The organism is Rhodoferax sp., assembly GCF_018063565.1.
GTDB lineage: Bacteria > Pseudomonadota > Gammaproteobacteria > Burkholderiales > Burkholderiaceae_C > Rhodoferax.
This window is the reverse complement of the sequence record NZ_JAGPBB010000029.1, coordinates 1-12,696: the sequence shown is the minus strand read 5'-3', so window position 1 is coordinate 12,696 and position 12,696 is coordinate 1. Positions and strand designations below refer to the sequence as shown.

The 12,696-nt window shown below is 56.6% G+C and carries 11 protein-coding genes and 4 tRNA genes; 13 read left to right on the top strand and 2 right to left on the bottom strand.

Annotation, left to right across the window (positions count from 1 at the left end):
- Window positions 1-25 precede the first annotated feature (25 nt).
- The 5 genes from KBF66_RS08795 to KBF66_RS08775 all read left to right on the top strand — a co-directional run bounded on the left by KBF66_RS08795 (window position 26) and on the right by KBF66_RS08775 (window position 5,296).
- On the top strand, window positions 26-2,128 hold the full coding sequence (locus tag KBF66_RS08795; protein ID WP_296655216.1) for an excinuclease ABC subunit UvrC: 2,103 nt from the start codon (window positions 26-28) through the stop codon (window positions 2,126-2,128).
- Window positions 2,129-2,167: 39 nt separating this feature from the next.
- A complete protein-coding gene (gene pgsA / locus KBF66_RS08790) occupies window positions 2,168-2,734 on the top strand; it encodes a CDP-diacylglycerol--glycerol-3-phosphate 3-phosphatidyltransferase (RefSeq protein ID WP_296655213.1) in 567 nt (188 codons plus the stop codon).
- Window positions 2,735-2,937: 203 nt separating this feature from the next.
- On the top strand, window positions 2,938-3,210 hold the full coding sequence (locus tag KBF66_RS08785) for an HU family DNA-binding protein (protein WP_296655210.1): 273 nt from the start codon (window positions 2,938-2,940) through the stop codon (window positions 3,208-3,210).
- A gap of 16 nt (window positions 3,211-3,226) precedes the next feature.
- A tRNA-Val gene (locus KBF66_RS08780) sits at window positions 3,227-3,302 on the top strand.
- 59 nt (window positions 3,303-3,361) lie between these two features.
- Window positions 3,362-5,296: a SurA N-terminal domain-containing protein gene (locus KBF66_RS08775; protein WP_296655208.1), complete on the top strand. Its 1,935-nt coding sequence runs from the start codon at window positions 3,362-3,364 to the stop codon at window positions 5,294-5,296.
- Window positions 5,297-5,434: 138 nt separating this feature from the next.
- Here the strand turns inward: KBF66_RS08775 and KBF66_RS08770 are convergent.
- Window positions 5,435-5,509: transfer RNA gene (locus KBF66_RS08770), tRNA-Val, on the bottom strand.
- 194 nt (window positions 5,510-5,703) lie between these two features.
- Here KBF66_RS08770 and KBF66_RS08765 point away from each other — a divergent pair.
- The 7 genes from KBF66_RS08765 to KBF66_RS08735 all read left to right on the top strand — a co-directional run bounded on the left by KBF66_RS08765 (window position 5,704) and on the right by KBF66_RS08735 (window position 12,248).
- On the top strand, window positions 5,704-6,945 hold the full coding sequence (locus tag KBF66_RS08765; protein ID WP_296655205.1) for a site-specific integrase: 1,242 nt from the start codon (window positions 5,704-5,706) through the stop codon (window positions 6,943-6,945).
- The gene (locus KBF66_RS08760) at window positions 6,942-8,483 is read left to right on the top strand and encodes an SAM-dependent methyltransferase (RefSeq protein WP_296655202.1); all 1,542 of its coding nucleotides are present in this window, start codon (window positions 6,942-6,944) and stop codon (window positions 8,481-8,483) included. The genes KBF66_RS08765 and KBF66_RS08760 overlap by 4 nt, the downstream gene beginning before the upstream one ends.
- On the top strand, window positions 8,473-9,339 hold the full coding sequence (locus KBF66_RS19615) for a hypothetical protein (protein WP_365732534.1): 867 nt from the start codon (window positions 8,473-8,475) through the stop codon (window positions 9,337-9,339). Before KBF66_RS08760 ends, KBF66_RS19615 begins: the two co-directional genes overlap by 11 nt.
- Window positions 9,340-9,347: 8 nt before the next feature.
- A complete protein-coding gene (locus tag KBF66_RS08750; RefSeq protein ID WP_296655199.1) occupies window positions 9,348-10,037 on the top strand; it encodes a zincin-like metallopeptidase domain-containing protein in 690 nt (229 codons plus the stop codon).
- On the top strand, window positions 10,034-10,480 hold the full coding sequence (gene radC / locus KBF66_RS08745; RefSeq protein ID WP_296655195.1) for a DNA repair protein RadC: 447 nt from the start codon (window positions 10,034-10,036) through the stop codon (window positions 10,478-10,480). Before KBF66_RS08750 ends, radC begins: the two co-directional genes overlap by 4 nt.
- Window positions 10,481-10,624: 144 nt before the next feature.
- Entirely contained in the window at window positions 10,625-11,284 is a 660-nt protein-coding gene (locus KBF66_RS08740) for a DUF1071 domain-containing protein (protein WP_296655192.1), read from the top strand.
- 82 nt (window positions 11,285-11,366) lie between these two features.
- Entirely contained in the window at window positions 11,367-12,248 is an 882-nt protein-coding gene (locus KBF66_RS08735) for a lambda-exonuclease family protein (RefSeq protein WP_296655189.1), read from the top strand.
- Window positions 12,249-12,353: 105 nt separating this feature from the next.
- Here the strand turns inward: KBF66_RS08735 and KBF66_RS08730 are convergent.
- Window positions 12,354-12,428 (bottom strand) — tRNA-Val (locus tag KBF66_RS08730).
- Window positions 12,429-12,578: 150 nt separating this feature from the next.
- On the opposite strand from KBF66_RS08730, the gene KBF66_RS08725 reads away from it, so the two are divergent.
- Window positions 12,579-12,654, top strand: a tRNA-Asn gene (locus KBF66_RS08725).
- The last annotated feature ends 42 nt before the right edge of the window (window positions 12,655-12,696 follow it).

Here is a 12,696-nt window from a genome sequence, read left to right as displayed (position 1 = left end):
GGCGAATTGTCCACAATAGCGCCCTATGTCTGATCTGCCCGAGAACACCGCACTGCCACCTGCTCCGAGCGGGATAGCCATTCACACGGAGCAATTGCTCAGCGAAGTGGCGGCCCTGCCACCGCTACCCGGCGTTTATCGCTACTTTGATGCGCAGGGACAGGTTCTGTATGTGGGCAAGGCGATCAATCTCAGGAAGCGTGTGTCGAGCTATTTCCAGAAGAACCATGGTGGTACGCGTATCGGACACATGGTGAGCAAGATTGTGCGCATGGAGACCACGGTGGTGCGCTCGGAGGCTGAGGCGCTGCTGCTGGAAAACAATCTGATCAAAACGCTCAATCCCAAATACAACATCTTGTTCAGGGATGACAAAAGCTACCCTTACCTGAAGATCAGCGCTGCGGTAGGATCCTCAAAGTATAAAAAAAAGATAGCAGAGAATCATTTATTAAGAAGCGCTGAAGGCATATTTGACGAAAAGTTTGCGACCACTTCATACATCAGTGAATGCTTCGCCCGGGTCTCGTATTACCGTGGCGCGGTGGAGAAGCAGCATCGCTACTTTGGTCCCTATCCGAGCGCCTGGGCGGTTAAGGAGGCGATTTTGCTGATGCAAAAGGTTTTCCGGCTGCGCACTTGTGAAGACCCGGTATTCAGCAACCGCAGCCGACCATGCCTCTTGTATCAGATCAAGCGCTGCTCTGGGCCGTGTGTCGGGCACATAACCCCCGATCAATACGCCCAGAACGTGCTGGATGCCGAGCGTTTTTTGCAGGGGGATGCACGTGCGGTAATGGCGGCGCTGGAGTCACGCATGATGGCCCATGCCGAGAAGCTGGAGTTCGAACAAGCGGCCGAGTTGCGTAACCAGGTCACGGCACTCTCTGGCGTGCTGCACCAGCAATCGATGGATAACGTCTCGGATCGCGACGTCGACATCCTTGCCGTCAAGGTGCAGGGTGGGCGTGCCTGCGTAAATTTGGCCATGGTGCGCGGCGGACGGCATCTGGGTGACCGTCCCTATTTCCCGGTTCAGGTGCAGGATGGTGCAAATCTCGCCATTGAAGATGATGTGCCAACGCAAGACGGTGGCGCCCCTTTGAGCCTCTCGGAAGATCCGCCGCCGAGCGCTTGTTCGGTTGAGTCTCAGGTGCTCAATGCCTTTATTGCCCAGCATTACCTGAATGTGCCATTGCCAGCGTCTCTGGTTGTCAGCACACCGGTCGACAAAGGCCTGCTGCGAGCACTGGTGGCGCAAACGGGTATCAGGGTGACGGCGGTACACAACCCGCGCGAGCAGCGTCGGGTATGGCTGGAAATGGCACAAACCAACGCTGATTTGCAGCTTGCACGTTTATTGTCGGAAGAAGGGTCCCAGCAGGCGCGTACCCGCGCGTTGGCTGAGGCACTTGACCTGATAGGCGACACGCTGGATGAGTTGCGCATCGAGTGTTTTGACATCTCTCACACAGCGGGTGAGTGCACACAGGCATCGTGTGTGGTGTTTCACCACCACAGGATGCAAAACAACGAGTACCGGCGCTACAAGATCACCGATATCACGCCCGGAGATGATTACGCCGCCATGCGGCAGGTGTTGCTGCGTCGCTACAGCAAGTTGTCAGAGGCGCTGGCTGAGGCCAGGCAGTCTGGCGTGACACCGCCCGGCACTGGACGTATGCCGGATCTGGTGCTGGTCGATGGTGGCCGTGGACAGGTGTCGATGGCACGCGAGGTGTTTGTACAATTGGGGTTGGATCTGACGCTGATTGTGGGGGTTGAAAAGGGCGACGGCAGGCGGGTGGGACTGGAGGAGCTGGTTTTCGCCGATGGCCGGGACAAGGTCTACCTGGGTAAAGATTCCGCAGCGCTGATGCTGGTCGCCCACATACGTGACGAAGCCCACCGATTTGCCATCACCGGCATGCGCGCCGCGCGCGCCAAGGTACGTGTCGATGGCGGCAAACTGCAGGAGATCGCCGGTATCGGCCCCAAGCGTAGGGCGCGTTTGTTGCAGCGTTTTGGTGGTGTGCGCGGGGTGTCGCTGGCATCGGTGGACGACATTGCAACGGTGGAAGGAATTTCCCGCGAATTGGCGCTTGAAATTTACCGCGCACTGCATTGAAGCTGCAGTTGGCCAAGGGTGGCGTGCCACAATGTTGGCATGTTTTGGACCATCCCCACGATCATGACCTGGACGCGCATCGTCGCGATCCCGTTGATTGTGGGTGTTTTTTATCTGCCCATTGAGCCTGCAACGCGCAACCTCATGGCGACTGTGATGTTTGTGGTGTTTGCTGCCACCGATTGGCTTGATGGCTTCCTGGCACGAAAACTCAATCAGATGTCGGCTTTCGGTGCGTTCCTTGACCCGGTTGCGGACAAGTTTTTGGTGTGCGCCTGCGTCCTGGTGCTGGTGCATCTGGGGCGCGCTGATGTTTTTGTCGGGCTCATCATCATCGGGCGTGAAATCGCCATTTCTGCACTGCGCGAGTGGATGGCACAGATCGGTGCTTCTGGTAGTGTTGCGGTGCACATGATTGGCAAGCTCAAAACCACGGCGCAAATGGTGGCGATTGGCTTCTTGCTGTTTGACGGCGTGTTGTTCGGATGGGTAGATACGCATTTTTGGGGTGTCTGGCTGATATGGATATCTGCCGTGATGACGGTTTGGTCCATGGTCTACTATCTGCGGCGAGCGCTTCCCGAGATTCGCTCCCGGGTGCGTTGATCGGGATATCGATCTGCACCAGGTCAAGCGGTGCAATAAAGTTAATTGGAGTCAAAGGCAGGCAGATCGAATGCGCTTAGAATCGCGGCTCGCAGTCGCATCCCCCAAGAAACACGGTGCCTGCATGAACCTGGACGACGCGGTGAGGCAGTGATCCAGAATTGATTTTTGACTGCTGAGCTAATTTTCTGCTGAGGCTTTTTGTGAATAAAACTGAACTGATTGATCATATTGCTGACACCGCCGACATTTCCAAGGCAACAGCGGCGCGTGCGCTTGAAGCGGCTATTACGGCGGTGCAGATCACACTGAAGAAAGGTGATGCTGTTTCTCTGGTGGGGTTTGGTACCTTTGCAGTTGGAAAGCGGGCGGCACGTGTTGGTCGAAACCCGAGAACTGGTGCGTCCATTAAGATCAAGGCTGCCAAAGTGCCGAAGTTTCGCCCGGGCAAAGCACTTAAAGACGCGTTGAATTGATTTTTGCAGACCGGTGGGGTGATTAGCTCAGTTGGTAGAGCGGCGCCCTTACAAGGCGTAGGTCGGCGGTTCGAGCCCGTCATCACCCACCACAAACCTAAAGGCGAACGCTCGGTTCGCCTTTTTTGTTCCCCCCAATTAGAGGTCACGCATGTTTGATTTCGTCCGTAAGCACACCAAGATCATGATGACCTTGATGTTTTTGCTGATCATTCCCTCCTTTGTCCTGTTCGGAATTGATGGCTACAACCGAATGGGCAATTCGAACGTTGCGGTCGCCCGCGTTGCCGGTGTTGATATCACGCAGGAACAGTGGGATCGTGCGCACAAGGGCGAGGCTGATCGCGTCCGTGCTTCCATGCCCGACGTTGACGCCAAGTTGTTGGACTCTCCAGAGGCACGTTATGCGACCTTGGAGAGGTTGGTGCGTGACCAGGTCATGGCACAAGCGGCTTTGAAGTCCCGTTTGTTGACGAGTGACGCACGCTTGGCCAGGTTCTTGCAGGAAGACCCAGGCATTGCGGCGCTGCGCAAACCAGATGGCAAATTGGATTTGGAGCGCTACCGTCAACTGGCTGCCAGCCAGGGGCTGACGCCAGAGGGGTTTGAAAACACGGTGCGGCAGGACTTGTCTAAACAGCAGGTAGAGGCAACCGTCAGGGTGTCGGGTTTTGCCACTCCGGCTGTTGCCGATGTGGCATTGGAGGCTTTCTTTGAGAAACGCGAAATTCAGCTACTGCAATTGGACAGTGCCAGCTATGTGAGCAAGATCGTCCCCAGTGAGGCGGAGATCGAGAGTTTTTACAAAGCCAATCAGAGTATGTTCCAGGCACCCGAACAGGTTGACCTGGAGTACGTGATGCTCGATCTTGAGACCGTGAAGAAGAGCATCCAGATTTCAGAGGCTGACCTTAAATCTTATTATGAGCAGAATGTTGCGCGCCTCAGCGGTAACGAAGAACGCAGAGCGAGCCATATTCTGATCAATGCTCCCAAGGACGCGCCACCAGCGGATCGTGATCGTGCTAAAGCCAAAGCCGAAGAGTTGCTGAAGAAGGTGCGGGCAGCGCCTGACAGCTTTGCCGACCTTGCGAAGCTGGAGTCCCAGGATACTGGGTCAGCAGGCAAAGGCGGTGATTTGGAGTTTTTTCAACGCGGCGCGATGGTGAAACCCTTTGAGGACGCGGTTTTTTCCATGAAAAAGGGTGATATCAGTGACGTCGTTGCATCAGACTTTGGCTTTCACATCATCAAATTGACTGACGTCAAGTCACCCAAGCAGCGCAGTTTCGACGAGTTGCGCGCCAGCATTGAAAACGATCTGAAAACCCAGCAGGCGCAGCGCAAGTACGCTGAGGTGGCTGAACTGTTTACCAACACGGTTTATGAACAGTCTGACAGTCTCAAGCCAGTCGCAGAAAAGTTGCAACTGACGGTCAAACAGGCAAACCAATTGCAGCGTCAACCTGCTCCTGGCTCGACGGGTGTGCTGGCGAGTGAGAAGTTCTTGAGCGGTGTGTTCTCCCCAGACAGTATTGAGAAAAAGCGAAATACCGAAGCGATTGAGATTGGTGTGAGTCAACTGGCCGCTGGCCGTGTTCTCAAACACAGCCCGGCGCGAACTTTGCCGTTAACCGAGATTCTCCCGTTGGTGCGTGACCGGGTCGTGGCCGTGAAGTCCGCCGAGATGGCCAAGAAAGACGGCACCGAAAAGTTGGCGCAATTCAAGGCGGACCCGTCCAAGGCTGCGTTGGCACCGGCGCTGATGGTGTCGCGCGATCAACCGCAAGGTGTATCGCAGCAGATCGTCTCGGCCGTTTTGCGCGCAAACGCGACCGTCCTACCTGCCTGGATTGGCGTGGATCAAGGTGGAAAAGGCTACACGGTTGTGCGTATCAACAAACTGGTGCCGCGGCAAGAGGCAGCACAAGCGTCAGCGCGACAAGACCGTGAGCAATACGCGCAATGGTGGACAGCCGCCGAAGCACAAGCCTATTACGGAGCATTGAAGGAGCGCATGGATGCGCAAGTACTCGTTCCAGTGCCGGCCAGCACCACGTCCGCACCAGCCAACAAAAAAGAGTAACTTTGCGCAGCGACTGAACGGGCGGTGGTTGAACGAACGCACATTTTGGTCGTTTGCCAACTCCATGCTGACAGCGTAAAGTGCCATTGGCGAAAAAAAAAGCGCTGCCATATGCAACGCTTACATTTGAAGCCAAGTTGGTGGGCGGTGGAGGCTTCGAACCTCCGACCCCAGCAGTGTGAATGCTGTGCTCTACCCCTGAGCTAACCGCCCGAAATGAATGAGAATGAACCAGAATGAACAAAAATTAGAAAAATATCTAATAAAAACAACAGTCTAATTTCCGATTTGAAATAGCAACACCGTTCACTAGAGTTCATTGCGGTGGATTCAGTTTGTGCTTATAGTGTGTCCATGAATTCACACATTGCAGTTAACGATTCCATTAATGCAAAGGTCACACTTTCGTGAACGGGAAAATCAACAACACGTTGCTTGGCACGATCAAGCCCACTTCAGCACCGTTTGAAGTCAACGACACCGACCTGAAAGGCTTCGGCTTACGCGTCCAGCCCTCCGGGGTAATGTCGTATTACGTGCGTTACCGCCTGCGCGGCAAGCAAACGCGCATGGTGATAGGCCGAACGACTGAATTCACCCCGGCACAGGCTCGCGATGCTGCCAAGTCCATGCTGGCCGGCATCAATTTGGGCACCAACCCACTTGATGATCGCCAACCGGTCAAGGTTGCCAAGACGCTGGGCAAGTTCATCACGGATGATTTTGCACCGTGGGTCACCACCCACCGCAAGGCTGCCGTCACCAATCTCGCCCGGATTCGCAAAAACTTTGATCTTCAACTCGACAGGCCCCTGTCTGAACTGAACGCCCTGACCATCGAAAAATGGCGACAGCAGCGCTTGAACCATCCTGTCAGGCCAGCTAAGTCAACCACGGTCAACCGCGACCTGGCTGCCCTCAAGGCAGCTCTTTCCAAAGCGGTGGAGTGGGGCTTTCTGGAGCAGCACCCGTTGTCCAAGGTCAAACCCACGAAAGTGGATACTGACGGCATCGTGCGCTATTTGAGTGATGCCGAGCGCCAAGCGCTGTTCGCTGCGTTGGACCAGCGCGAAATCACCAAGCGCGCCGAACGCGCCAACGCCAACGGCTGGCGCCGCGCGCGTGACTACCCCGAACTGCCCAGCCTCGATGGCCAAGCTTTCTACGACCATCTGCAGCCCGCCGTCATCGTCTCCCTGAATACCGGCCTGCGCCAAGGCGAGTTGTTGTCTCTGAGCTGGACGGATGTCAACCTGCCAGCACAGCAGCTTTCCATCAAGGGCATCAATGCCAAAAGCGGTAAGACTCGCCACATTCCGCTCAACACCGATGCGCTCACCGCGTTGAAGCAATGGCGTCAGCAGTCGCCTGAAAACAACGTGCTGGTGTTTCCCGGCGCAACAGGTAAGAAAATCGTCGACGTGAAGACCGCCTGGGCGAAACTGCTCAAGCAAGCTGGCATAGAGTCATTCCGATGGCACGATATGCGTCACGACTTCGCCAGCCGACTGGTTATGGCGGGCGTTGACCTAAATACTGTGCGCGAGTTGCTGGGGCACGCTGACCTAAAGATGACACTGCGCTATGCCCACCTGGCGCCAGAGCACAAGGCAACAGCGGTGGAGAAGCTGGTAAGGGCATCATCATGATCACCAATCTATTGGTCAGCGACGACGATCCATCCGCGCCAATTGATCACCGGTCTGCAATTGACCTTTCGATCAGAGCCTTGCACTACAAGGTCGTGGACCCCACTGCCTTGGACGGACTGAATTGGAAACTGAACAAGATTCAAGAAGTCTGGGGCGACTACGCCACCGTGATGGGTTTAATGCGGACAGTTCAGCCAAGTATCGATGCGCTGCTCGACTTTCGTGCCAAAGTTGAAGTTCTTAGGAAGACTTGGCAGACGATTCAAACACACAAGGCAGCTGGTCAAATCTTGTTTGCGGATGCCATTGCCAAGACAGGGCGGCATAGAGTTCTGTTTGACCTTGATGCAGTCCTCACATCCCCTGAGTTGCAGGAGACTTTGAGCGGTCTGACGGCACACCAGTTGCGTCGGCGCTTGGCACCTGCGTCAGGTCCACTACCGATTGATCCGATTGTGCTTGATCTTGTGCGTTTGTTGCGTCGCCTGGAGTCTTTCCTTGGGATGTTCGCCAGCGCCGAGGGCAAACGTGGCGGGCAGTTCTACACCCCGGCCAGCATTGTCAAGACCCTGGTGGCCGTCCTCAATCCCCATACCGGCAAGGTTTATGACCCCTGCTGCGGTTCAGGCGGAATGTTTGTTCAGTCCGAGCGGTTCATTGAAGCGCATGGCGGCAAGATCGGTGACGTGTCGATCTACGGGCAAGAGGCCAACCCGACCACATGGCGCTTGGCGGCGATGAATCTCGCTATTCGGGGCATCGAACCCAACCTCGGTCGTGAACCAGCCGACACATTCACCCGCAACCAGCATCCTGACCTGCGCGCCGACTTCATTCTGGCGAACCCGCCGTTCAATATCAGCGACTGGTGGCACGGCAGCCTGACCGGCGACCCGCGCTGGGTTTATGGCGACCCACCGGCTGGCAACGCCAACTATGCGTGGTTGCAGCATATGCTGTTCCACCTCAAGCCCACGGGCCGTGCCGGTATCGTGCTGGCGAACGGTTCCATGAGTTCCAGCCAGAACAGCGAAGGCGAGATTCGCGCTGCGATGGTTGAAGCCGATGTGGTCGAGGTGATGATCGCGCTGCCGGGCCAGTTGTTCTTCAACACGCAGATTCCGGCCTGCCTGTGGTTCCTGACCAAGCAAAAGGCTGTCCGCAAGGGCGAAGTGCTTTTTGTCGATGCGCGCAAGCTTGGCAGCATGATCAGCCGGGTGCAATGCGAGTTCACCGATGAAGTCATCAGCCGAATCGCTGACACCGTATCGGCTTGGCGCGGTGAAGCTGGCGCTGGTGCGTACCAGGACATCGCAGGCTTCTGCCGCAGCGTCAAGCTGGCCGAGATCGCGCAGCACGGCCACGTCTTGACCCCTGGCCGCTATGTTGGTGCGGAAGAGGTTGAAGACAACGACGAAGACTTCGCCACCAAGATGCAACAGCTTACTGAGAAGTTGGGTGAGCAGATGGCAAAGGGCGCGGAGCTTGACCAGTTAATCCGGCAGAAGCTGGGGGGGCTGGGGTATGAGTTTTGAGCTTCGGAAACTCTGGGAAAGCGCTGGCGGTCAGTTGCCTGCCGAATGGGCAATTGAGCCATTTGAATCACTTTTTCGGGATAGTAAGAGCATTGCTGTTGGTGTCATGTATCCGGGCCCAGACACGCCAGGGGGCACGCCGTTGCTAAAGGTCGGCGATATCAAGGACGGTGCAGCGACAAGACCAAGTTATTGCATATCGGCGGCGACCGATGAAGAACATAGACGCACGAAATTGAACGGGGATGAGTTGCTCATCACACTTGTGGGCAATCCTGGTGAATGCGTCGTGGTTACACCTGAAATGAAAGGATGGAATCCAGCTCGGGCAATTGCTGTCATCAGGCTGAAAGACACCAGTCTTCGCACGTACCTGAAGGCGGTGCTTGAAAGCACAGCGGGCCGACACCTGATTGATGCAGTCTTGAACACAACGGTTCAGAAGACTCTGAATCTGAAAGACATACGAAGTCTGCCCATACCACTGCCAACGGCTGCGGAGATCAAATGGGTTTCTAGCGTTTCAGAAGCGTTGACAAGTCGCATCACCCTGCTGCGCGAATCCAACGCCACGCTGGAAGCCATCGCCCAGGCGCTGTTCAAGTCGTGGTTTGTCGATTTCGACCCCGTGCGCGCCAAGATGGAAGGCCGCATCCCCGAAGGCATGGACGCGGTCACGGCGGCGTTGTTTCCTGATTGGCTGGAGGAGTCGGAGCTGGGTTTGGTTCCGAGGGGGTGGCGGGTACAGTCGTTTCGTGAAACGATCCAAATCATTGGCGGCGGCACGCCGAAAACATCGAACCCTGATTTCTGGGGCGGTGAGATTCCTTGGTTTTCAGTGGTGGATACCCGCTGAACCGCTGGATGACCTACACCCAAGCCAGAGCTCTGGGTGCCCAGGTCCGCCGGGGCGAGTCGGGCACCGAAGTCGTCTTCTTCAAAATGCACGAATTTGGTGCAGATTCCGCTGATCAGCCGGAGTCTGACCGCCGGGTCATCCCGCTGATTCGCAGTTTCACAGTATTTAACGCAGCCCAGATTGATGGCCTGCCCGAAGCCCTGATTCCGGCCCAAAAACCGGTCTATGAATGGCAGGCTTGTGAGGCCGCAGAGGCTATTCTGGCCACCTCAGGTGCCACCATCCGATACGGAGGCTCCAGGGCCTTCTATAACCCGTCTAGCGACCTTATCCAGCTGCCCAGCCGGGGGGATTTCAGCAATTCTGCCGATTTCAGCCGGGTCGCGCTGCATGAGCTGACCCACTGGTCAGGACACCCCAGCCGGTGTGATCGCCCCCTGCTAGGAAGACAGCATATTGAAGCATATGCCTTCGAGGAACTGGTGGCGGAGATGGGCTCTGCCTTCCTGACCGACTACTGCGGTCTGGCGGGCGAACTACAGCACGCCAGCTACATCGAATCCTGGCTGCAAGCCCTTCGTAACGACAAGCGGCTGATCTTCACTGCAGCGTCTCAAGCGCAGAAGGCTGCTGACTTCCTGTTGGCACCGCTGGCGCTGGAGCCTGCCGCTGCCCAGATGCTGGAGGCAGCATGAATGCCTATTGCCGTGACCCAGTGGTGGAGCAGGCGCTGTCGATCCTGGCCTGCCAAGTGCGAGAGGCTGATGCCCTGGCTTCGCCTGAGGCGGCACGCGACTTTGTTCGCCTGCGCCTGGCTGATCGCCCGCACGAGGTGTTTGCTGTCCTGTTCCTTGACGTGCAAAACCGAGTGATCGCCTACCAGGAGATGTTTCGCGGCACCTTGACGCAGACCTCGGTGTATCCCCGTGAGGTGGTGATCGAGGCGCTGGCCTGTCAGGCAAGTGCCGTGATCCTCACCCACAACCATCCGTCTGGGTCGGCGACCCCGTCCAGAGCCGACGAGCTGTTGACCAGCACGCTCAAACAGGCGCTGGCGCTGGTCGACGTGCGGGTGCTGGATCACCTGGTCGTGACCCGCAGTCAGGTTCTGAGCTTCGCTGAGACCGGGTTGCTGTAGCCCCGATTTTTGTCGGTTCTGTCGGTGCCGTACCCGCGTTCGTGGACGTGCGCGGTACCGGTTATTTCTCACACGTCCGTTTCCCCTGACGCCCGGTCGAGCTTGCTTGCCTGGGCGTTGTCGTTTCTAACCCTTGGAGATTTCATGTCTGATCAAGACAACTATTTCGCGCGCCTGAACGCTATCAACGTGTCTGAGCACATCGAGAAGAAAGGAGGTTTTTCGTACCTGAGCTGGCCGTACGCTGTGGCACAGCTTCGGCTGGCCGATCCAACGGCCACCTGGCATGTCTGCCGCTTCGACGGCAAGCCCTACTTGCTGTGTGAGGCCGGGGTGTTTGTTGAGGTCGCGGTCACCGTTCAGGGCGTCACCCTGAGCCAGATACATCCGGTGCTCGACGGCCGTAACCGTCCAATCCCCGAGCCGACGGCGTTTGATATCAACACCAGTATCCAGCGCTGTCTGGTCAAGGCCATCGCTTTGCATGGTCTTGGCTTGTACATCTACGCTGGTGAAGACCTGCCGCAACCGATGGCTGACGCTGCCAACGATCCGCCACCTCCTGCCGACGACTGGCCTGCGCCGAGCCGCCTGCGACCGGATCGGACGCCGGTTTCGCGTCGACCCGCACCTGAGTACATCAGCAGGGAACAGCAGACATATATCCACAAGCTGGCCGTCGAGGTCGGCATCTCGCTGGAGCGCGTGCTGTCGTACTTCTGCATCAACACCCTGAGCGACATCACCACCGCCAACTTTGACCGCGTCATCCGCAGTCTTGAGAAGCACCGCAAGGCGGCTTGAACCATCCACCGGCCCACCTTTCGTCAAACGAACGGGGGCCATCCACTGACAAAAACCGACAAAAACCCAAAGGAAAATTATCATGAACAAATCAATTCAAACCCAACCCACCATCATCGAACTTGCCCAAGGTAGTCGGGAGTGGCTTGACTATCGGCTCGGTATGCGCAATGCCAGCGAAACGGCTGCGGTGCTGGGAGTCAGCCCCTGGATGACGCCCTATCAGCTGTGGCTGCTGAAAATCGGTCGGGCTGAGACGAAGGTAACCGCTGCGATGCAGCATGGCACCGAAATGGAGGCGACTGCCCGAGCCGCGTATGAAGCAGAGACTGGCAACATCATGCAACCGCTGGTTCTGCAGCGAGGCCGTTACTCAGCCAGTCTGGATGGAATGACGCTTGAGGGCGATCTGATCGTGGAGATCAAGTGTCCGTACAAAGGTCAGGAGTCAGAACTATGGAAACAGGTGAAGGCCGGTCACGTTCCGGACCATTACGCCGCTCAGGTTCAGCACCAGCTGATGGTGTCGGGCGCTAGGCTGGCGCATCTGTACGTGTTTGATGGCGTTCAAGGGCTGCTAAGGCCCATTGAGCCCATTGATCATGCGGCGCAACGCATCCAAGACGGCTGGGATCAGTTTCAGGTCTATCTGGATACTGACACACCGCCACCGTTGACCGAGGCGGACACGGCCGTCCGCGAAGACGCTGACTGGGTAACTGCTGCAGAGGCGTTCGCCAATGCCAAGCGTGCGGCTGATCTGGCAGATCAGGCGGTTGCCACAGCGCGTGATGCGCTGGTGGCGCTGGCTAAGCACCCCAAGGAGCAAGGCGCTGGGGTGTCGGTGACACGGTTCTGGAAGGCTGGGAACGTGGACTACAAGCGGGTGCCTGAGCTCAAGGGGGTCAACCTTGAGAAATATCGGGGGAGATTGCGGGAGGAGGTGAGGGTGACGACTTCGTAGGACTGTGCTTATAGTGTGTCCATGAACTAAACCGCGACTAAATTCGGTAATAAAAAAAGGACTTAGGTTTAACCATAAGTCCTTGATTTTGAACGGTATTCTTTGTGGTGGGCGGTGGAGGCTTCGAACCTCCGACCCCAGCAGTGTGAATGCTGTGCTCTACCCCTGAGCTAACCGCCCGAAATTCGAACCCAACCGGACCCAAATTAACTCGCGTATTATGGCATGGTTTTCTTGAGCCACTATTCGTAAAGTTGATTCGCTGAAGGGCTTGAATTTCTTGGACGCAAGTGCTGTTGATAGGAAAACTATCTTATAATTTGAGGCTGTTCCTCGATAGCTCAGTCGGTAGAGCGCCGGACTGTTAATCCGTAGGTCCCTGGTTCGAGCCCAGGTCGAGGAGCCAAAAAACTCAAGTAAAACAAGCCCTTACGAGAAATCGTCGGGG

Coding starts and splice junctions, on each gene's coding strand:
- KBF66_RS08795 (WP_296655216.1), top strand. CDS start 26: ATGTCTGATCTGCCCGAGAACACCGCACTGCCACCTGCTCCGAGCGGG.
- pgsA (WP_296655213.1), top strand. CDS start 2,168: ATGTTTTGGACCATCCCCACGATCATGACCTGGACGCGCATCGTCGCG.
- KBF66_RS08775 (WP_296655208.1), top strand. CDS start 3,362: ATGTTTGATTTCGTCCGTAAGCACACCAAGATCATGATGACCTTGATG.
- KBF66_RS08760 (WP_296655202.1), top strand. CDS start 6,942: ATGATCACCAATCTATTGGTCAGCGACGACGATCCATCCGCGCCAATT.
- KBF66_RS19615 (WP_365732534.1), top strand. CDS start 8,473: ATGAGTTTTGAGCTTCGGAAACTCTGGGAAAGCGCTGGCGGTCAGTTG.
- KBF66_RS08750 (WP_296655199.1), top strand. CDS start 9,348: ATGACCTACACCCAAGCCAGAGCTCTGGGTGCCCAGGTCCGCCGGGGC.
- radC (WP_296655195.1), top strand. CDS start 10,034: ATGAATGCCTATTGCCGTGACCCAGTGGTGGAGCAGGCGCTGTCGATC.
- KBF66_RS08740 (WP_296655192.1), top strand. CDS start 10,625: ATGTCTGATCAAGACAACTATTTCGCGCGCCTGAACGCTATCAACGTG.
- KBF66_RS08735 (WP_296655189.1), top strand. CDS start 11,367: ATGAACAAATCAATTCAAACCCAACCCACCATCATCGAACTTGCCCAA.